This is a genomic window from Agromyces sp. H17E-10, assembly GCF_022919715.1.
Classification (GTDB): Bacteria; Actinomycetota; Actinomycetes; order Actinomycetales; family Microbacteriaceae; genus Agromyces.
This window is the reverse complement of the sequence record NZ_CP095042.1, coordinates 3,437,204-3,458,387: the sequence shown is the minus strand read 5'-3', so window position 1 is coordinate 3,458,387 and position 21,184 is coordinate 3,437,204. Positions and strand designations below refer to the sequence as shown.

General features: G+C 71.9%; 11 protein-coding genes. 3 read left to right on the top strand and 8 right to left on the bottom strand.

What is annotated here, in order from left to right; translation table 11 throughout:
- Window positions 1–44: 44 nt before the first annotated feature.
- A complete protein-coding gene (locus MUN74_RS15665; RefSeq protein ID WP_244853435.1) occupies window positions 45–860 on the top strand; it encodes an ABC transporter permease in 816 nt (271 codons plus the stop codon).
- Window positions 860–1,648, top strand: coding sequence for an ABC transporter ATP-binding protein (locus MUN74_RS15660; protein WP_244853433.1), 789 nt, complete (start codon window positions 860–862; stop codon window positions 1,646–1,648). The genes MUN74_RS15665 and MUN74_RS15660 overlap by 1 nt, the downstream gene beginning before the upstream one ends.
- 24 nt (window positions 1,649–1,672) lie before the next feature.
- Here MUN74_RS15660 and thrC read toward each other — a convergent pair whose 3' ends face one another.
- Window positions 1,673–3,100 carry a threonine synthase gene (gene thrC, locus MUN74_RS15655; RefSeq protein ID WP_244853431.1) on the bottom strand — a complete coding sequence of 476 codons (1,428 nt, stop codon included), beginning with the start codon at window positions 3,098–3,100 and terminating at the stop codon, window positions 1,673–1,675.
- Between the two features lie 133 nt (window positions 3,101–3,233).
- Window positions 3,234–13,262: a calcium-binding protein gene (locus MUN74_RS15650; protein ID WP_244853429.1), complete on the bottom strand. Its 10,029-nt coding sequence runs from the start codon at window positions 13,260–13,262 to the stop codon at window positions 3,234–3,236.
- A 167-nt stretch (window positions 13,263–13,429) separates the two neighbouring features.
- On the opposite strand from MUN74_RS15650, the gene MUN74_RS15645 reads away from it, so the two are divergent.
- A complete protein-coding gene (locus MUN74_RS15645) occupies window positions 13,430–14,407 on the top strand; it encodes a hypothetical protein (RefSeq protein WP_244853428.1) in 978 nt (325 codons plus the stop codon).
- On the opposite strand, the gene MUN74_RS15640 is transcribed toward MUN74_RS15645, so the two are convergent.
- From MUN74_RS15640 to MUN74_RS15615, 6 genes are all read right to left on the bottom strand, one after another.
- Window positions 14,400–14,993, bottom strand: a complete 594-nt coding sequence (locus MUN74_RS15640) for a tetratricopeptide repeat protein (protein ID WP_244853427.1) — start codon at window positions 14,991–14,993, stop codon at window positions 14,400–14,402. The genes MUN74_RS15645 and MUN74_RS15640 overlap by 8 nt on opposite strands.
- A 36-nt stretch (window positions 14,994–15,029) precedes the next feature.
- Window positions 15,030–16,340: a CDP-glycerol glycerophosphotransferase family protein gene (locus MUN74_RS15635; RefSeq protein ID WP_244853426.1), complete on the bottom strand. Its 1,311-nt coding sequence runs from the start codon at window positions 16,338–16,340 to the stop codon at window positions 15,030–15,032.
- An 88-nt stretch (window positions 16,341–16,428) separates the two neighbouring features.
- Complete coding sequence (locus tag MUN74_RS15630; protein WP_370647389.1) at window positions 16,429–17,274, bottom strand: glycosyltransferase family 2 protein; 846 nt, start codon at window positions 17,272–17,274, stop codon at window positions 16,429–16,431.
- Between the two features lie 31 nt (window positions 17,275–17,305).
- On the bottom strand, window positions 17,306–18,118 hold the full coding sequence (locus MUN74_RS15625; RefSeq protein ID WP_244853424.1) for a CDP-alcohol phosphatidyltransferase family protein: 813 nt from the start codon (window positions 18,116–18,118) through the stop codon (window positions 17,306–17,308).
- A gap of 7 nt (window positions 18,119–18,125) precedes the next feature.
- Window positions 18,126–19,181: a glycosyltransferase family 2 protein gene (locus MUN74_RS15620; protein ID WP_244853423.1), complete on the bottom strand. Its 1,056-nt coding sequence runs from the start codon at window positions 19,179–19,181 to the stop codon at window positions 18,126–18,128.
- 143 nt (window positions 19,182–19,324) lie between these two features.
- Window positions 19,325–21,136: a S1C family serine protease gene (locus MUN74_RS15615; RefSeq protein WP_244853422.1), complete on the bottom strand. Its 1,812-nt coding sequence runs from the start codon at window positions 21,134–21,136 to the stop codon at window positions 19,325–19,327.
- Window positions 21,137–21,184: the final 48 nt, after the last annotated feature.

Sequence of the window (21,184 nt, the reverse complement as noted above, 5' to 3'; positions counted from 1 at the left end):
GTCGACATCAAATCTACCCCGGCGGGCCATCTACGATGAGAGGCGTGACGAGCACCGCACCGGTCGCATACCGCGACGCCCACCCGCTGCAGCGGACGCCGTGGGCGCGGTACCGGCATGCGCTCTGGCTGCTGACGACGCGCGACCTGAAGGTGCGGTACTCGACGTCGGCGCTCGGGTACGTGTGGTCGGTGCTCGACCCGCTGCTCATGGCGGGCATCTACTACTTCGTGTTCACGGTCGTGTTCCACCGGCTCACCGGAACACAGCCGTACATCGTGTTCCTGCTCACGGCGCTGCTGCCGTGGATGTGGTTCAACGGCGCCGTCTCCGACTCGACCCGGGCGTTCCTGAAGGACGCGAAGCTCGTGCGGTCGACGATGATCCCGCGCACGATCTGGGTGAACCGCATCGTGCTCGCGAAGGGCATCGAGTTCGTGCTGGCCCTGCCCGTGCTCGCACTGTTCGCGATCGTGTTCGGTGCGACGGTGTCGTGGCAGCTCGTGCTCTTCCCGCTCGCGATCGCGCTGCAGGCGCTGCTCACGGTCGCGGTCTGCCTCATCGTCGCTCCGCTCGTCGTGTTCTTCCGCGATCTCGAGCGCGCCGTGAAGCTCGTGCTGCGGTTCCTGTTCTACGCCTCGCCGATCGTCTACGGCGTCTCGAACCTGCCGGGCGACCTGCAGGTGTGGGCCGCATTCAACCCGCTCACGGGCATCTTCAGCCTGTACCGCGCCGGCTTCTTCCCCGATGAGCTCGACTGGTTCGCGGTCGCCGTCTCGGCCGGCATGTCGTTCGTGCTGCTCGCGCTCGGGCTGTGGGTCTTCCGCTCGTGCGAGCGACAGGTGCTGAAGGAGATCTGATGACGGATGCCACCACCGCCGTCACGCCGGGCGCCACCGCCTCGGCGGAGCCGACGGCGATCCGCACCGAGGGCCTCGGCATCCGGTTCCGCCGCAACCGTCGCGGTCGACGGTCGTTCAAGGACCTGTTCGCCGGCAAGCGACGCCGCACCCGGCCCGGCGAGTTCTGGGCGCTGCGCGACGTCTCGATCGAGGTGCGACCCGGCGAGGCGATCGGCGTCGTCGGCCGAAACGGCCAGGGCAAGTCCACACTGCTGAAGCTCGTCGCGGGCGTCATGCTGCCCGACGAGGGCACGGTCGAGATCACGGGCGGCGTCGCGCCGCTCATCGAGATCACGGGCGGGTTCGTCGGCGAGCTGACCGTGCGTGACAACGTGTACCTCACGGCCGGCCTGCACGGCATGACGCGCGCGCAGATCGACGCGAAGTTCGACGAGGTGATCGAGTTCGCCGAGATCGGCGACTTCCTCGAGACGCCGTACAAGCACCTCTCGAGCGGCATGAAGGTGCGCATCGCGTTCGCCGTGATCTCGCAGCTCGAGGAGCCGATCCTGCTCGTCGACGAGGTGCTCGCCGTCGGCGACGCCGCGTTCCGCGAGAAGTGCTACCGGCGCATCGACGAGCTGCTCGCGGGCGGGCGCACCCTTTTCTTCGTCTCGCACAACGAGCGCGACCTGCGCCGCTTCTGCACCCGGGGGCTCTACCTCGACAAGGGCAAGCTCGCGCTCGACGCCCCCATCGACGAGGTGCTCGAGCGCTACAACCGCGACTACGGCGCCAAGAAGTAGCGACGAGCGCGCGAGGGCGGCCCGCTACGCGAGCGCGTCGCGCTCGATGATCGCCCGGATCTCAGCCTGGTCGTTCGACGCCTCGGTCACGAACTGCGGCGCCTCGAGCAGTTCGCGCAGGTGCTCGGGCACCGACGGCGCGCGCCCGATGGCCTCCTCGACGATCTCGGGGAACTTCGCGGGCTTCGCGGTCTCGAGCACGAGCATCGGGATGCCGCCCTCGAGGTGGCGGCGGGCGACGGCGAGGCCGTCGGCCGTGTGCGGGTCGACGACGACGCCGTAGCGTTCGTGCGTCTCGCGGATCGCGGCGACCCGGTCGGCGTGCGTGCTCGAACCGCTCGCGAACCCGAACTCGTCGGCGAAGCGCTCGCGCTCGGCCGACAGGTCGAGCACGCCGTCGCGTTCGAGCCCGGCCCACGCCGCACGCAGCCGCTCGGGGTCGCGGTCGAGCACCTCGAACACGAACCGCTCGAAGTTCGAGGCGCGCGAGATGTCCATCGACGGGCTCGACGTCGCGAGCGCCTCCTCGCCGGCGCGCGGCCGGTAGACGCCCGTGCGGAAGAACTCGTCGAGCACGTTGTTCTCGTTCGTCGCGAGCACGAGCCGGCGGATCGGCACGCCCATGCGGCGCGCGAGGTAGCCCGAGAAGATGTTGCCGAAGTTGCCCGAGGGCACGGTGACGTCGATCGGCCGACCCGACCGCTCGGCCGCCGGCACCGCATCGGTCGCGCGCAGCCAGGCCCAGAAGTAGTAGACGATCTGGGCGCAGACCCGCGCGAAGTTGATCGAGTTGACCGCGCCGATGCGGTACCGGCGCTTGAAGTCGGCGTCGCCCGCGATCTGCTTCACGAGGTGCTGGCAGTCGTCGAAGTCGCCCGCGACCGCGATGTTGTGGATGTTCGGGTCGGTGAGCGAGTACATCTGCGCCCGCTGGAACCGGCTCATGCGCCCCTGCGGCGACAGCATGAAGACCGAGATGCCGCGCTTGCCGCGCAGGGCGTACTCGGCGGCCGAGCCGGTGTCGCCCGATGTCGCGCCGAGGATGTTGAGGGTCGCCCCGTCGTGCGCGAGCGCGTACTCGAGCGCCTGGCCGAGGAACTGCATCGCCATGTCCTTGAACGCGAGCGTCGGCCCCTCGCTGAGCCCGACGAGCGCGAGCTCGTCGTCGAGGCGGCGCACCGGCACGATCGCGTCGTCGTCGAACACCGCGGGGTCGTAGGCGGCGCGGCAGAGTCGCTCGAGGTCGGCATGCGGCACGCCGTCGGCGTAGCGGCCGATCACCTCGATCGCGAGGCCGGCGTAGTCGAGCCCGCGCCACGACTCGAGGGTGGCCGCCGACACGTGCGGCACCGTCTCGGGCACGACCAGCCCGCCGTCGGGTGCGAGGCCCTCGACCAGGACCTCGGCGAACGGCGACGGCTGCATGCCGCCTCGGGTCGAGACGTACTTCACGGCGCTCCTCAGGAGATCAGGCGGGGTGAGCTTCGATCGTACCGAGGTTCACCCGTGCGCGACGGCGGGTGACGTGGATGCCTCGGGCCCGCCCCGGCCCGAGGCATCCACGTCGTTCCCCCCAGCCCGTCGGTCAGTCGCTGTCGCAGATGAAGTTCTCGAAGTGGCCGGGCGTCGACGAGAACGCCTTGCCCGAGTTGTCCTTGAGATCCTTCGTGTACACGATCGCCGCCTCGCGGAACGCCGACGAACCCGACGCCTGCACCTCGGCGAGCGCGGGTGCGCCGTCGAAGTCGGCACGGGCGCCCGTGACGTAGGCGAGCTTCTCGAGCCCGAGCAGGTTGTTCGGATCGAGCTTTCGCACGTCGTTCCAGCCGCCGTAGGCCGCGTTGCAGGCCGTGTAGAGGTTGTACGCGCCGTTCCAGTCGAGGAGCTTGTCACCGTCGTTGGGGCCGTTGGCCGAGACGTCGGCCTGCAGCACGTCGCGGTCCCAGCCCCCGTAGATCCAGTCGGTGCCGTGGTGGTGCTGACGGGTCTCGGTGCCCGTGTTCACGGGTGCGGTGTCGGCGTAGGCGGCGACCATCGTCTGCCAGACGGCCGGGTCGGTGCCGGGACGCGGCTGGTAGTCGAGGATGTCGGCCCCGGCCTCGGTCGCGTTCGCGCCGCGGCCGCCGAAGAGCACGTCGATCCACTCGCCGCTCACACCCGGCGCGTTGCGGCCGGGCTGGTCGGGCGAGCCCACGACCGGGTCGCCTCGCCCGCCCCACATGACGTCGGCCCCGTCGTCGCCGTAGGCGTAGTCGCCACCGGAGTCGCCGTTCATGAGGTCGGCGCCGGCGCCACCGTGCATGGAGTCGTGGCCCGGGCCGCCGCGCATGCGATCGGCGCCGCCCGCGTCGAGCCCGTTCTTCACGAGCTGCGAGCCGTCGCGGTCGTGCGTGAGCGAGGTCCCGCGGTAGAGCGGGTGGGCCTCGAAGGGATCCAGCACCGCGTCCTGCGCGCCGCCGTCGGGCCCGCCGAGGTTGATGCCGGGAGGGCCCTTGCTGTCGTGCGTGAGGATGTCGGGATCGTCGGAGTCGCTGCCGTCGGCCTCGACGAAGCGCGTCTGCACGCCTCCGCGGTCGCCGAGCATCGCGTCCTCGCCGTCGCCGCCCCACATGGTGTCGGCGCCGAGCTCGCCGAACTGGTCGTCGTCGCCGTCCTCGCCGAAGAGCCGGTCGTCGCCGTCCTGGCCCCACTGGCTGTCGTCGCCGTCGCCTGCGCCCTGCGAGATGAGCGGGTTGGTGCCGTTGCCGCCGAAGATCAGGTCGGCGCCCCACACGCCCGCGCCGGCCGAGGCGCCCACGTCGTAGCGCGTGACCTCGCGCTCGATGACCGCCGAGCCGTCCTGCGGCGGGTCGTCGCCCGCGTAGCGCTCCTCGTAGACCGCGTACCTCTCATCGGTGCCGTCGCCCTCGATCGTGCGATCGAGCCGGCCGTTGTCGCCGAGCTGGAAGTCGGCCTCGCCGTCGCCGAAGAGCCAGTCGCCCGTGTCGCGGTGGCCGGCGAAGTTCGACCCGCCGGTCTGATCGTCCTGGCCGTCCGCCTGGGCGGGGCCGACGAGGAACGCCCCCGTGCTCGGCGCGCCGGGCAGTCCGCCGGGCACGGCCGGCAGCGCGGGCAGCACTCCCCCGACCTCGGGCGGGATCAGCACGTTCGCGTAGTCGGTGACCGGCCGGTCGCCCACCACCACGTCGGCGCCGCCGTTGCCGAACTGGAAGTCGGCGCCGCCGTCGCCGAACAGCGCATCGGCGCCGTCCTGGCCGAACTCGACGTCGACGCCCGAGCCGCCGTTCAGCGTGTCGCGCCCGAACTCGCTCGGCACCGCGGCGTCGAGGTCGTGATAGACGACGCCGCGCCGGGTGTCGACACCGAGCTGGCTCGTGACGTAGTGGAACTCCGTCGGCACCGGAGTGTCGAGCGCGGGGCAGGAGCCGGGTGCGAACTCGACGCCGGGCACGTCGCGCACGATGCAGGCGTTGTCGCCCGCGAGCACGTCGGCGTCGCCGCCGCCCCACAGCACGTCACCGGTGTCGGGCTGGTCGGGGAACGACGAGCCGCCGATGAGGTCGTCCTCGTCGGCGTTGCCCTCGAGCCAGTCGCCGTCCTGGTTGCCCTCGACGTGGTCGTCGTCGGCGTTGCCCTTGGCCCGGTCGTTGCCGCCCTCGCCGAACATCCGGTCGTTCGCCTCGTTGCCGGCCATGAGGTCGCCGCCTGAGACGTCGTCGAGGTCGGCGCCCGTCTTCTCGGTGTCGAGGAGCGTGACCTCGCGGAACACGCCGCCCGTGACCGGGTCGGTCCGCCAGGCGTCCGCATCGTCGGGGTCGGGATGCCGTGTGAGCACCGCGTTGTCGCCGGCCATCACGTCGTCGGCGCCGTTGCCCTCCATCTCGAGCTCGCCCTCGTCGAGCGCCCGGTTGAAGCCCTCGGGGTCGGCGAGCGGGTTGACCGGCGACGATCCGCCGATCAGGTCGTCGGCGCCGTCGGCCGAGTCGTCGGCTGTGTGGTCACTCTCCTCGTCGAAGCCGAAGATCCGGTCCTGACCGCCGTTGCCCTCGAGATGGTCGTCGTACGATCCGCCGCGCAGGGTGTCGACACCCTGGCCGCCGAAGCCCCGATCGTCGCCGCCCGTCGACCATGGGGCATCCGCGACGTCGAAGTCGCCCCAGATCAGGTCGTCGCCGCCGACGGTGGGCGCGACGAGCGCGATGGCCGTCTCGGGCGAGCCGTTCGGCGTGCCGGGCTGCCAGCCGCCCGCGGGCGCCTCGATCTCACGCGCCGGCGGGGCGATCGTGCCCTGGTCGCCCACGATGTCGTCGGGTCCGCCGCCGCCGACCAGGTGGTCGCCGGCGAGCTCGCCGAAGATCTGGTCGTAGTCGTCGGCGCCGTAGAGGCGGTCGGCGGCATCCTGGCCGTGGAGCTCGTCGAGGCCGGTGCCGCCGTCGCCGATGTCGTCGCCGTACGTGCCGACGACGGGCGAGGGCGCGAACACAACCTCATCGAGCGAGTCGAGCCCGGGCTCGAACGCACCGTTGAACCCGGCGTCGACGATGATCGTGACGTCGTCGCCGAAGGCGCGGTCGTCGTCGGGACCGCCGTACATCGTGTCTCCGGCGTCGTCGCCCGCCGGATCGTCGTGTCCGCCGATGACGAGGTCGACGCCCTCCTGGCCGTGCAACTGGTCGCTGCCGGCATTGCCGATCACGACGTCCCCGCCGGGACCGCCGTAGCCGAAGTCGCCGTCGCCGTCACCCCTGACCTCGTCGTCGCCGGTCTCGCCGTACAGGTGGTCGGCGCCGCCGTTGCCGTGCACGAGGTCTCGGCCGGCTCCGCCGTAGGCGTTGTCAGCCCCGCCCTCGCCGTAGATGCGGTCGTTGCCGGCCCCGCCGCCGAGCGATGGATCGCCGACGCCGACGGTCTCGCTCGGGTGCGCGACCCGCGCACCCGGCGCGCCGTCGATCGTGCCGTTGTCGCCGAGCACGATGTCGAGACCGTCGCCGCCGTCAGCCGTGTCGCCGCCCATCGTCGCCTCGTCGGCGCCGTCACCGTCGCCGACCAGCTCGTCGTCGCCGGCCCCGCCCGACACGGTGTCGGCGCCCGGTCCGCCCCAGAGGCGGTCGTCGTCGGGTCCGCCGTCCAGCGCCGGATCGGCATCGGACTGGCCGTGCACCTCGTCGGCGCCGGCCTCGCCGTTCACAGTGTCGGCACCACGACCGCCGTAGAGCAGGTCGTCGCCGCCGGAACCGGAGATGCGGTCGCCGCCGTCACCGCCCTGGATCTCGTCGTCGGAGTCGTCGACACCGCTCGCTACCAGCCGGAACCCGCCGTACAGCTCGTCCTCGGCGCCGCCGCCGAAGATCGTGTCGGCACCCGCCTCGCCTTCGACGCGGTCGACGCCGTCGGTGCCGGGGGCGGCGCCGCCCTCGTCGGCGACGGAGTCGTCCTCGGGCGTCGCGTCGGGCGCGTCGTCACCGAAGAGGCGGTCGCCGCCGCTCCCGCCGAGCACCGTGTCGGCGCCCGGGCCGCCGATGATGAGGTCGCCCGCGTCGATCTTGTTGGGCTTGTTCTCGGGCGGGGTCTCCCCCGGCGGCACCGACAGCTTGTCCTTGCCGCCGCGGAGCGTGTCGTTGCCGGCGTCGCCTCGCAGGACGTCGGCGCCGAGTCCGCCGTCGATCGTGTCGTTGTCGCCGCCGCCGCGCAGGGTGTCGACGCCGTCGCCGCCGGTGATGGTGTCGATGCCGGTGCCGGAGCCGTCCGATGCATCGCCCGAGGCCGTGTTGGTGCCGTCGCCCGCGTTGATGGTGTCGGCGCCGTCTCCGCCGTTGATCACGTCGTCGCCCGAACCCGTGATGATCCGGTCGTCGCCGGTGCCCAGCGTCTGGGCGTCGACCGGGGCGCTGAAGGCCCACTCGCCGTCGTCGGGCGGGTCGGATGCCTCGGGGTTCAGGTCGCCGGGCTTCGCGCCCGCGCCCGACCCGTTGAACAGGAACGAGTCGTTGCCGCCGAGCGCGTCGATGATGCGCACGCCCGCGCCCTTCCTCGTCTCGGTGTAGCCGAACGCGCTGACACTGAACTCGTAGACGCCGCCGTCGGGCTCGGCACTCAGCTGATGCACCGTGTACGACTCGTTCTCGACGTCCTCGAACGCGCCGCGCACGCTCGCCCGCGAGCCGACGTTGAGCACGACCCAGCCGCCCTCCTCGCTCGCGAGCACGGGGGTCTGGTCCTCGCACGACGACGAGAACTCGAACAGGGTGACCTCCGCGAGCCGCCAGCTGTCGGAGTAGCAGAACGGGCAGGGCCCGAACTCGGCGTACACCTCGAGGAACGCGACGAGCTTGCCCTCGATGTCGAACAGGCAGATCGGCGTCTTGAACTTCGCGACGATCTCGTCGATGTGCATGCGCCCGTCGGCCTCGGGGGTGTCGTTGAGGTTCAGTCCGAACGTGGCCGTGATGCCGCCGCGCACGCCCGCCTCGGCGATGAAGATGTCGAGCTTCGCCCCTGCGGTGATCGTGCCCGAGATCTCGAACTCGGGGATGTCCTTGCCCTCGGCGTCGAGATCGGTCAGGTACAGGCTCTGCAGGAACGCGCTGCCCGCCTTCGTCGCGGCGTCGAGCGGGCTGTCGACCTCACCGCCGATGATCGACTCGGCGAGCATGCGCACGCCGCGGGTCGACACGCCGCCGCCGACCTGTGCCTTCGCGTCGAGGGCGCCGCCGATGGTGATGTACAGCACCCCGAAGAACGGGCCGAAGCTCTGCGTGTACTCCATGTGCACGGCGAGCGGGTCGGGCCGCCACTCGACGACCGCGCAGTCCTTGCCGAGCAGGAGGCCGACGAGGCAAGTCGGGTCGTCGAACATCGGGAAGGAGAAGTCCTGCTCGGCCTTCGAAGCTCCCTTCTGGCGCAGCTTGTCGAAGTCGTCGGATGCGCCGCCGAGCGCGGTGCCGACCTGGGCTTCGGGATCACCGGTCATGGCGGCGGAGCCCTGCACCGCCTTCAGCGCCTGGTCCTGCGTGAGCGGCGAGCCGCGCGCCGTCTCCGGCGACAGCTCGAGCTCGTCGACGAGGATGAACGGCGAGCCGTCGGCGAGCCCCTGCACCATCTCGAGGAAATCGAAGAGCTGGTCGATGTCCTCGAGCAGCGACACGTCGACGACGCCGAGCGCCTTCGCGAGGGTGACCATCGTCACCGGGTCGCCGCCGAAGTACTCCGACAGGTCGCTGATCACCGGGATCGGCGAGAAGAGGAACTCGCGGATGGGCTTGGTCGGCGCGAGGATCGGGTCGAGCGTGCGCAGCACCTCGCCGAACAGCTTGGTGAACATCTCGCCCGGTGCGACGCCGATGTTGCGCAGCTCGAGTTCGAGGTCGCCTGCGCCGCTGCCGTCGAACTCCCACGTGAGCCCGAACTCGGCGGTGAAGGTCGGCAGGGTCGTGTTGACGTTGCCGCCGTCGGCGATGCCGGTGTCGATGTCGAGGTCGAGGTGGATGCCGCCCTCGATGCGGGGCTCGGTGAGCAGGTCGCCGACGTCGCCCGAGAGGATCGAGCCGATCGGGATGACGCTCGTGCAGTGGGTACCGGCGACGCCGTCGCCGAACGTCGCCGGGTCGAGGTCGTCGCATCCGGGGGCGTCGAGGCCGAGCTGGGCGCTCAGCCGTGCACCGCTCGGAGCGTTCGGATCAGTGCTGCGGTCCTCCGCCTGCATGCCGATGAAGCCGATGCGCCCGGCGATGGGCACCCCGGCGGCGAGGTTCGCCCCGACGTTGACCCGGATCTCCTCGAGGCCGCCCGCCCCTTCGGGGTCGGCGACGCCGGTGCCCGGCACCGGGTTGTCGAGCAGGTAGAACCCGTCGTCCCGCGAGACGCCGAACCCGAGTTCGACGGTCCAGCCGGCACTCGCGGTCACGGTGCCCGTGAGCGAGAGGGGCAACCCGGGCAGCCCGAGGTCGAGCGGGATGTTCGTGACCCCGGGGCAGGCAGCCGTGTCGCCCACCGGGCAGCCGCCCGACAGGTCGCGGGCACCCTGGCCCAGTTCGAGCTCGAACCGGAGGTCGACGAGGCTGCTCAGCGACTCGGTGCCGTCGCAGAGCGCCTCGGTGCCCCCGTCGTCGCAGATCGCGACGACGCGGAGGTCGGTGGCGCTCGGCACGGTGTCGGCGTCGCCTGGGAAGGTTCCGACGGCCTGGTAGGCGCTGTCGCGGAGCACGCCGGCGGCGATGAGCTTCTGGGCGAGCACGTCGCGGATGCCGCCGGCGCCGTACACCGCGGCGTTCACGTCGGAGTCAGGCAGTCCGGGGATCTGCGGGTCGTCGAGGAACGCCTTCACGTCGGCCAGGCCGTCGGCGAGCTCGGTCAGGTCGTCGCCGACGACCGGGAGGTCGCCGCCGGCCTTGCTCGCCTCGATCGCGATGCCCAGCATCTTGCTGATCGACTTGAGGCCGTCGCCGAAGCTGTCGAAGCTGAAGCTGGCCGCGTCGAGCACGTTCGCGAGTGCCGCGGGTGCGGTGACGTCGGGGGCTGCGGCGAGGTCGTCGTACGAGACGGTGAGGTAGTCGTCCGCGGTCGGCGCATTCGCGGGCGCCCCGCTCGGCAGCTCCGGTCCCGAGCCGAGGTCGACGAGCACCGGCAGCGCGGCACAGGCGAAGGTGCCCTCGACGGGCGTCTGGCCCGGCGCCGCGCACGAGTACTTGCCGCCTTCGGCCGGCGAGCTCGCGTCGGCGGTGAAGTCGCCGTCGAAGAAGTCGGCGAGTTCGAGCGGGGTCTCGGCGGGATCGCCCGGCTGCGGTGCTCCCGTGCGCTCGAGTGCGAACCGCACGCCGACCGCGATGCGACCGGTCTGGTTCGCGGCGTCGCCGAGCTGTGCCGAGAACGGCCCGAGGTGCACGCCCAGTTGCACGGAGCCCGGCGGTTGCTCGGTGACCTCGGCGGTGACGCTGAGCCGGCTGGAGTCGAGCAGGCGTGGTGCCGCCGCGGCATCGTCGGGGTCGAGCCCGACGACGAGCCCGAGGTCGAGGTCGGCGCTGAGCGCGGCGTGCAGCTGCCCCTCGCCCTCCGTGCCCGCGATCGCGGGCAGTTCGGCGTTCACGAACGACATCGGCACGTCGGCCTGCGCCGAGCGCGTGCCGTCGAACACGGCGACCAGCGCGGGGTCGACGGCGCCGCCGTCGTCGAGATCGCGCAGGCGGAACGTCACGCCGAGCTCGAGCGCCGTCTCGAGGCCGTCCTCGAGCTTGCCGAGATCGGTCGGCAGCAGGCCGCCGCGGAACTCGTTGTACCGGTCGCGGAGGCCGGTCACCTCGCGCAGGATGCTGCCGACGCCGCGGTTCAGGAACGGCACCGCCTCGCCGCCCACCAGGTCGTCGATCGCGTCGAGCTGGTCGACGACCGCGCCGATGCCGTCGAGCGCACGACCGAGCAGTCGGTCGGGTTCGCCCGTGTCGATGTTGAGCGCACGCAGCAGGGTCATCTCGTCGTTGCCGAGCGCGACCGTGTAGTCCTCGTGGTCGAACCCGGTGCCGTCGACCGTGAACGTTCCGGGCGTCTCGGTGAGGTGCTGCGCGGGGTCGAGGCCGTGACCCTCGACGGTGTAGTCGCCGTCGATCACCGCGCGCCGTTCGGCCTCGTCGACCGGATATGCCGGCGGTTGCCCGTCGCGTTCGTAGAGTCCTGCGAGCAGGTCGACGAGCCGCGGGGTCGCCGTGTTCCCGGCGGCGGGCGTCACGTCGGCGGCGGTCGTCGGCTCGGTGCCGTCCTGCCCGAGCTTCCAGGTGCCGCCGACGGTCGCGGGCACGAAGCCGAGCTGACCCTCGCCGTGCACGTCGGCCGTCGCCACCTGCGTGATGCGGAGCTCGGCGCCGTCGGCGATCTCGGTGCCGAACCGCTCGTACACCATCGGCGACTCGAACTCGACGACGGCGGTGGCCGCGTCGTCGTCGGCCGGTTCGGCCGCCTCGAGGTCGATCAGGATCGGCAGGTCGATGTCCACGGCCACGTCGGTCTCGACCGTCACCGGCGCGCCGGCGGCGGCGACGCCGCGCAGCCCGGTCTCGTCGAGCAGCTGGTCGCCGAAGGCCGCCTGCCCCGGCGGCGGGGTGTCGTCGACGGGCTGGTCGTCGAGCACGGGAGGCACGTCGGCCTGCCCGTCGAGGCCCGTGTGGATCGTGAAGTCGAGCCGGACCTCGTTCGCGTCCCGGTCGTAGACGGGCGTGATGGTGTCGGGTGCCCCCGGGATGTCGCTCTCGATGCGGTCGGCCAGGTCGCCGACCGTCGAGATGCCGACGTCGATCACCGGTTGCGGGTCGGCGGGGTCGGGATCGGGGTCGGGCTGCACGTCGATGAGGTCCTCGGCGAGCTTCGAGAATTCACCGCCGAGGTCGTAGAGCTCGCTCAGCGTGCCGCTGGCGAGCGGCAGCGCGGCATCCACGTTCGGATGCCGCTGCAGCGCCCGCAGCAGGGTGCCGTACTGGATGACGCCCGAGACGAGGTCGACCGGTCCGAGCCGGGTGAACGCCTCGAACGCGTCGAGGTCGCCGTCGGTCGCGACGAGCTCGGCGAGCGGTTCGGGCACCTGCCCGAGGTCCGCGTCCATGCTGAGCGACGGCGCCGGGTCCGACGAGAGGCCGAGAAGCGCGGACCCGAAGCGGATGTCGGCCGTGGCCGTGCCCGCGAGCGCGAAGGTCGTGAGCTGATCGGCGGGAACGGTGAGCTCGCCGGGGGTCTGCTCGCCGCCCTCGAACGCCGGCGGCTCGAACATCGAGAGGCGGCCGTCGCCGTTGACGTCGTCGATCGTGCCCGACCATGCGGCCGAGACGTCGACGGTCGAGTCGTCGAGGATCTCGACGTCGCCGACGCCGATCGCCGCTGAACCGCCGGGGAACGCGAAGGCGTCGTCACCCGCGAGCTCTGCCGTGACCTCGATCGTCGGTTCACCCGCCGTGGTGTCGAGCCAGAACCTCGTCCCCTGCGGATCCGTGCGGACCTTGCCCGCGAACTCGAACGCGAGCGCGTAGGGCGCAGGGTCGGACTCGGCCGTGACGAGGCGCAGTGGCTCACCGCCGGGGCCGTCGGGATCGACGATCGCGAGCGGCGAGTCGACGGTGCGCGACGCGCGGATCGCCAGGTCGAACCCGCGCGTGTCGCCGGAGTCGACCAGGTTCGCCGTCGTCAGCTCGAGCTGCGTGCCGTCGACATCGGCGTCGAGGCCGTCGACCGCGGCCATGAAGTCCGCGGTCGTGGCCTGCTGCGCGAGTGCGAGCAGCGCCGTCTTCACGCCGGTCTCGAACGTGTTCGCGAGCTGCATCGCGGCTCCCGGGCGGACGATCGCGACGCCGGGTGCGGTGTCGGCGAGCGGCAGGGCGGCCGCGAGCGGGCCGACGTCCTCGTAGTCGCCGAGCGCGACCTCGGAGAGCGCGGCGATGCCCGCGCGCAACTGGGCGACGTCGGCCGAGTCGGTCACGGGATCGGCGTAGGCGACCTGCGCTCCGGTGAGTGCGAGCGCCCAGGCGCCGACGACGGCCGTCGCGCGGAACGGCCATCTCCGTCCGCCCCCGCGACGTCGTCGCCGGCCCTCCCCCGTTGCGTGCGTGTTCGAATAGTCCGGGTCGTTCTGGGCGCGCATGTCGTCCCCCCAAGGTGATGCAGCCCGGCGCGCCCCCGGTGAGGACCGCGCACGACGCCCGTTCTACTCCTGCCGGGATTCCGCCGACAAGGGAAACCCTCCCTTTGGGGGGCAAAATCCGTCGATTTCGGGGTACATCATCAGGAGTGCGACCTAAGATCGACCGCATGGCCGAGCAGGTGCACACGATCACGACGATGGGGTCGGATGCTCCGCGCGAGTGCACCTCACAACCGACCGTCGATCAGGGACGCGCGCACGGCGTCGAGCATGCGATCGACCGCGCGCTCGCGATCCAGCGACCGGTCGTGGTCGCCCACCTGCGCAGCATCCGCCGACGCGCGCCCGGCGCGACTCCCGACCAACTCGTGCGCATCCTCGAGCGCCGGTATCTCACGGCCGTGACGACCGGCGGCGCGGCCGTCGGGGCGACCGCCGTCATCCCCGGCATCTCGACGGGCATCACGCTCGCCCTGTCGGGCGTCGAGACGGCCGGGTTCCTCGAGGCGACGGCACTCTTCGCCCAGTCGGTCACCGAGGTGCACGGCATCCCGCTCGAGAGCCCCGAGCGTGCACGCGCACTCGTCATGACGCTCATGCTCGGCACGGAGGGCACCGACCTCGTCAAGCAGTTCGCCGGCCAGGCGACGGGGTCGGGAATCGCGAGGAGCGCGTACTGGGGCGAGCTCATCACGAACAGCCTGCCGAAGGCGGTCATGGGCACGGTCGTCGATCAGCTGCGCCGCACGTTCGTGAAGCAGTTCGCCGTGCGCGGCGGCGCCGGCATCATCGGCAAGGCGTTGCCCTTCGGCATCGGCGCCGCGATCGGCGGGGTCGGCAATCATGTGCTCGGGCGCCGGGTGCTCACGCAGTCGCGGCTCGCGTTCGGGCAGGCGCCCGCGATCGTTCCCGCCGAACTCGAGCCGGTCGGCGACGACACGCTGCTGGTCACGACCGGCAAGCGGGTCGCGCAGACGGGCGCGACGGTCGCCGGAACGCTCGGGCGCGCGGCGAAGCGGCCGTTCCAGCGGCTGGGGTCGCTGCGGTCGGGGGCCGGCGAGGGCGACGGCGGCGCATCGGCCGGCGACACCGGCGTCGGCGGCCCTGAGGCCGACGCCCCAGGCGGGGTTCCCTCCGCTACGTGAGCTCCACGCCGAGCAACGTCGCCAGCTCGCGCGTCTCGAGGTCGAGCACGTCTTCGGCCTTGCCGGCGTCGCGCCGCACCCGGTAGCGGCCGGCGAGCGCGGTGATGCGGTCGTCGACGTCGTGCTCGGGGTCGCGTTCGACGGCGCGCAGGGTGATCACGAACCAGCGCTCGGCGAGATCGAGTTCATCGGCGAGCTCGAACGCCTCGGCGACCGAGAGCAGGTGCCACCAGTTCTCGATCCGCTCGGCGCGCAGCCGATCGGCCTCGGCGAGCGCCTCGTCGCGACGCCCCAGATCGAGCAGCAGGGCGACGAGCGTGCCGCCGGCCTCCCCGGGCTCGACATCGGACGCGGCGATCGCACGTCGCGCCACCTCGAGCGCCCGTTCGAGCTCCCCCGCCGCCTCGAGGTGCTCGGCCGCGATGAAGAGCAGCTGCGCCCGGCGGACGCCGTCGCCGAGCACGAACCCGTCGCCCTCGACCGCCCATCGTTCGAGCTTCTCGGCCTGCGCCAGATGGTGTCCGGGCCCGTCGGAGACGCGGAGTTCGAGGTCGTCGAGGTCGGCTTCGGTGATGAGCTGCGCCATGTCGTCAGTGTACGTCGGCGACCGAGGCGCGCCCCGTCAGCCGACGTCCGACTCGTCGCCGTCGCCGGCCTCGGCCCGCTCGCCCTCGACGTCGTGGTCGTCGAGCTCGCCGTCTGCCTCGTGCAGCGCGGCGAAGCGCTCCCACTCGGCCATGAGGTGGTCGACGGCGGCGTGGAACCTCGCGGTCGTGACCCCGGGCGTCGTGTCGCCGAAATAGCGCTCGACCCAGTACTTCAGGCGTTCGAGCGCCGACTCGTCGTGCGCGACCTCGTCGACCCGGGCGACCATGGCCGGGGCATCCGCGGCATCGAGCCACTCGCACGCCTGCAGGTAGCCGCTCGTGTCGACCTGCGCCGCCGGGTTCACGGGCCGCGTGATGAGCAGCGGCTTGCCGGCGGCGAGCCGATCGTAGACCATCGCCGAGATGTCGACGATCGCGACGTCGGCGGCGGCGAGCTGCCAGCCGAGCTTCGGTCCGTCGTCGAAGACGTGCTGCGCGGCCGGGTCTGCGGCGTTCGCCTGCTCGAGCGCGGCGATGATGCGCTTGTTCGCGGTCGCGTACTGCTCGTCGAGCACGCCCGAGCGGGGGTGCGGCCGGTAGATGACGCGATGGCGGCCGGTGGCGAGCAGCCCCTCGACGAGCGCGACGCCGTGCGAGGCGATCGAGCCGTACGCGGCGGCCGCGCGGTCGCCCTCCCACGTCGGCGCGTAGAGCACGACCTCGCGCTCGTCGGGGGTGTACGGCAACGGCGAGCCATCGAGGTAATGGTCGGCCTGCGGTCGGCCGATCGGGATGGCGCGCTTGTCGAAGTCGTAGTCCCACAGCACCTTGTCGAGCCGGGCCCTCGCCGCGTCGCCCGCGATCAGGGCGTAGTCGTACGCCTTGAACTGGTTCGTGGTCATGTACATCTTGTCGGACTCGCCGTGGTTGATGAACACATGCCAGCGGCGGCCGTACCGCATCATCTGGAAGTTCTTCGCGTTCTGGTTCACGTAGAGGATGACGTGCAGGTCTTGTTCATGGATGACCCGCTCGAGGTCGGCGACCCGCCGCACGTACGCGACGGGGAGCGGCGACTCGTCGAGGAGCTTCAGCGCCGCGCCCGATGCCCGGCTGAGGATGAGCACGGGGTACGTCTCGGCGAGCTCCGCGAGCGGGGCGTACCACTGGCGCAGCTGGTAGAGGTTGACCTTGCCGTCGGCGAAGTACACGCCGATGCGGTAGCGGTGCGGCTCGAGCGGAGTCGTCTCCGCGAGCTTCGCCTTCAGCGACCGCTGCGCCCGCCGCGACCACATGATGTCCTTGGCGAGCTTCACCGCGCGACGCGCGTCTTTCCTCAATCCCACCGTCCAAGGGTAGCGAGCCGCGGCTGTGCGGATGCCTCGGGGCCGGCGCCGGGCGGACACCGAGAGCCGATCGTTACGGCGCGGTGCGTCAGACGACGGGCGGGCGCCCCGCCCGCGTCATGCGCCACACGGTTCGCCAGCGCATCGGGCGTCGCTCGCCCGGCGCCTCGCGCCAGCCCGCGCGCCAGCCGCCGAACCAGGCCTTGAGGGCGGCGGGATGCCGCGCCCAGCGCAGCACCTGGATCGCCGTCCACGAGCCCACGTAGAACGGCACGAGTACCGCGGGCAGGTTGCGGCGGGCGAGCCACACCCGGTTGCGGGCGTTGAGCCGGTAGTAGTACGAGTGCCGCGCGGGGTCGATGACGGGGTGCGCCGCTTCGAGATCGCCCGCGTACCAGGCGACGTGACCCGCATCCCAGACGCGCCACGCGAGCTCGATGCCCTCGTGCGCGTAGAAGAACGGGTCGGCCCAGCCGCCGGTCGCGTCGAACACGCCGCGCGGCATGAGCACGGCACCCTCCCAGCAGGAGAACACGGGGCTCGAGTGCGCGGGGTCGCCCTTGCGGATGCGCGGGATCCAGCGGCGCGGCGAGGTGAGTCCCGTCGGGTCGACGACGCGCGGCTGGATGAGCCCGAGCTCGGGCCGGGCCGTGAGCATCGCGCAGCCGTCGGCGAGGAACGTCTCGCTCGGCAGGAACGCGTCGTCGTCGAGGAAGAACAGCACGTCGCCGTCGACGTCGGGCACGCCCGCATTGCGGCCGGCCGGGATGCCGAGGTTCTCGGGGAGGTGCCGGGTCTTCACTCCCGAGGGCAGCGGCGGCTCGGCGGTCGCCGGGTCCCAGCCGTTGCCGACCACGACGAGGTCGACCTCGACGCCGCGCTGGTCGAGCACGCTGCGGATGCCGCGGGCGAGGTCGTCGGGGCGCTTGCCCATGGTGAGCACGACGACGCCGACGAGCGGACGGTCAGGACCGGACACGACGGCTCGCCATGATCGCGACGAAGTGGCCGATCACCGCCAGCACCGCGAGCGGCAGCAGCACCGCGACGACGACGCGGTCGGTGATCGGCTGTCCGACGAAGAGGCCGACGACGGCGGCCGCGAACGCGATGAGCGTGAGCTCGACCGAGTGGTACAGGCGGTGGAAGGGCACGAACCGGGCCGCCTTGCGCAGCTTCGCGACGAGGCCGCCGCGCGGTGCCGTCTCGCCGTGCGTGTCGGCGAGCTTCGGCAGCCCGGCGTTCGCGCGGGCGACGTGCACCATGTCGTTCAGCGCCTTGTTGAGCACGATCACGAGCGCGAGCATCGCGCCGATCGTCGTCCAGAGGAAGTCCGCGGGGAACTCGAGCGGGTACGCGGCAGCCCGGATGCCGAGTGCGATCGGGATGAGCGCCTCGGTCGTGTAGTGGCCGACCTTGTCGAGGAAGACGCCCGCGGGCGACGACGTGCGCCGCCATCGCGCGACCTCGCCGTCGCAGCAGTCGATCAGCATCTGCAGCTGCCCGAGCACGACCGCGAGGAGGGCACCCCACACGCCGGGGACGAGCAGTGCCGCCGCGGTCGACCAGCCGACGAGGATCATGAGCCCGGTCACGCCGTTCGCCGAGATCTTCGTCTTCAGCAGCACCCAGGTCAGGTAGATCGAGAAGCGCCGCAGGTACAGCGACGCCGTCCAGTGCTCGGCGTTGCGGCGACCGCGCACCTCGGGCGGCTGCGCGACGGCGCGCAGCTCGGCGATGTTCGCCGGCCTGGCCGTCACCGGTCGGGCGTCAGACATCGGTGCTTCACCTTCCCGTATGGCGTGCGATGTTGCTCGTCAGCGAGAGATAGCCGAGCACGAAGCCGATGCCCCACGTGACGTGTATGCACGGCAACACTACGAGAAACCGGCTGGCGGTGCCCGCTCCGCGGCCGCGCGCTTCGACGATCGTCGCCGCAACGACGAACACGAGGTAGACGAGCGGTGCGGCGAAGCCGACGAGGAGCCACGGGAACGCGCCGAACGCGAGCTGCACGAGCCCGCCGATGCCGAGCAGCAGTCCGAGGGTGACCCCGACGACCATCGCCGGAGGGATGAAGTAGCGGATGCCGTTCGACGCCGGGAACCGGCGGGCGAGCTCGCCCCGCCAGAGACCGGTCGAGAACATCTGCCGGGCGAGCCGGTCGAGGCTCGAGCGCGGGCGGTAGGTCACGGCGAGCTCTGGCGTGAACCAGACCGTGCCACCGGTCTCGCGCAGGCGCCGGTTGAGCTCCCAGTCCTGGCCGCGCTTGATCGACTCGTCGAACAGGCCGACGCGCTCGAGCGCCGAGCGTCGGAAGACGCCGAGGTAGACGGTCTCGGCCGGGCCCTCGGTGCCGCCGACGTGGAACGCGGACCCGCCGAGCCCGACCTTCGTCGTGTACGCGAGTGCGACCGCGCGTTCGAAGGGCGTCTCGCCCTTCGCGTCCATGATGCCGCCCACATTGTCGGCACCCGTGCGCTCGAGGGTCTCGACCGCGATGCGGGCGTAGTCGACCGGCAGCATCGAGTGCGAGTCGACCCGCACGACGACGGGGTACTGCGCGGCGCGGATGCCGATGTTGAGGCCGGCCGGCGTCGAGCCCACCGCGTTCTCGAGCACCCGCACGCGGGCGTCGCGCGAGGCGAGGTCGCCGACCAGTTCGGCCGTGCCGTCGATCGACGGGCCGAGCGCGATGAGCACTTCGACGGGGCCCGAATAGTCCTGCGCGAGGATCGATTCGACGGCCGCACGCACGTGCGTGGCGTCGTTCAGCACCGGCATGACGTACGACACGCCGACGAGCGACGACGCCGCCGTCTCGGGGTGGTGCTCGGGCATGTTCCTCATTCGTGCTCGGGTCGATCGAGCCTAACAGGCGGGGTGCTCCGCGATGCATCGAACGGGCACGCCGAACGGGGCCGGATCGTCTCCGATCCGGCCCCGCGCGTGACATGGATGCGAGGCATCCGTGCCGTTCTGGTTCAGCCCTCGAAGGTGTCGAGCGTGACCGTCACGGTCTGCGTCTTGCCGTCACGGGTGACGGTGAGCTCGGCCTTCTCGCCGCCGGCCAGCGCCCGCACCTGGGCGGTGAGGTCGGTCTGGTCGGTGATCGGCAGGCCGTTGAAGCCGGTGACGATGTCACCCTTCTCGAGACCCGCCTTCTCGGCGGCGCCGCCCGACGACACGTCGGTGATGAGCGCGCCGACGGTGTCGCTCTGCTGGTCGGCCGCGGCGGAGGTGACCGTCGCGCCCAGCAGGCCGTGGGTGGCCGAGCCGTTCTCGATGATCTCCTTCGCGATGCGCTCGGCGAGGTTCGACGGCACGGCGAAGCCGACGCCGATGTTGCCCGCCTGGCCGCCCGACGAGTCGCCGGTGCCGAGGATGGCGACGTTCACGCCGATGACCTTGCCCTCGCTGTCGAGCAGCGCGCCGCCCGAGTTGCCCGGGTTGATGGCCGCATCGGTCTGGATGACCGGCAGCGCGACCTGGCCGGCGCCGGCAGCCTGCTGCTGCTGCTGGGGTGCCTGCTGCTGCGACTGGCCGCCCTCGTCGGGGATGTCGAAGAAGAAGTCGAACGGGCTGCCGCCGTTCTGGCCGCTGTCGCCCTGGCCGTTCTGGCCGCTGTCGCCCTGCGTGCTGTCGTCGGGGGTCGACGGAGCGGCCGACGAGGCGACGTCGATCGAGCGGTTGAGGGCCGACACGATGCCGTTCGTCACGGTGCCCGAGAGGCCGAGCGGTGCGCCGATCGCGATCGCCGTGTCGCCCACGTTGAGCTTCGAGGAGTCGGCGAAGTCGAGCGGCGTGAGCCCCGAGGCGTCGACGAGCTTGATGACCGCGAGGTCGCTCAGCGGGTCGGTGCCGATGAGCTCGGCCTTGTAGAGGTGGCCGTCGTTCGTCTTGACCTGGATCGTCGGGTCGGCGGTGGCGCCGTCGAGCGTCACGACGTGCGTGTTGGTCAGCACGTAGCCGTCCTTCGAGAGGATGATGCCCGAGCCGGTGCCGGCGGCCTCGTTGCTCGACACCGAGATGGTGACGACGCTCGGGCTCGCCTTGGCGGCGACGGCCGAGATCTGGTTCACCGAGTCGGGGTTGTTGACGACGATGTTCTGCGCCGAGTTCTCGGCCGTGGTCTGGCTGGCGGGCTGGTTCGCCGTGACGAGCGCGTTGATGCCGTAGCCGGAGGCACCGCCGATGAGGGCGGCTGCGACGACCGCTGCGGCGATGCCGAGGCCGACCTTGCGCTGCTTGGGCTCCTTGGGCGCGCCGGCGACCGGTGCGCCGGGCTGCGGGCCGCCGAAGGCGGGCGGCACCTGGCCGGCGACGGGCACCGTCGGCGCGGTCGCGGTGGCGGGCGCAGCCGTCTGCTTGGCGTACTGCGGGGCGTGGTACGGCTGCGGCGCCTGGCCGGGCTCGTAGACGATGCCGGTCGCGGGGGCCTGGGCGGCGGGAGCGGCCGGGGCGGGCTGCGCTGCGGCAGCGGGCGCGGCAGCGGCGGGCGCCGCAGGAGCAGGAGCCGCAGCAGCGGGTGCCACCGGGGCCGGCTGCGCGACGGGCGCTTCGGCCTTCGCCACGGTCGGCACGGCGGTCGTCTCGACGGCGGCCTCGGGCGTGGTGGTCACTGCGGTGGTCTCGACGGCTGCGTCGGGGGTGGTCTCGTGGGCCTCGGTGGTGCCGGCCCCGGTCGCGGCCGAAACGGCGGCAGCGTCGGTGGTGCTGGTCACGGGCGTGGTCTGCCCAGCGGGGACGTCGGCCTCGCGGGGCTCCCCCGTGGCGCCGTTGGTCGTGTCGGTCATGTCTGCTCCTTCCAAAGCGATGCCAGCATCCCGCGGCAGTCTGTGCAG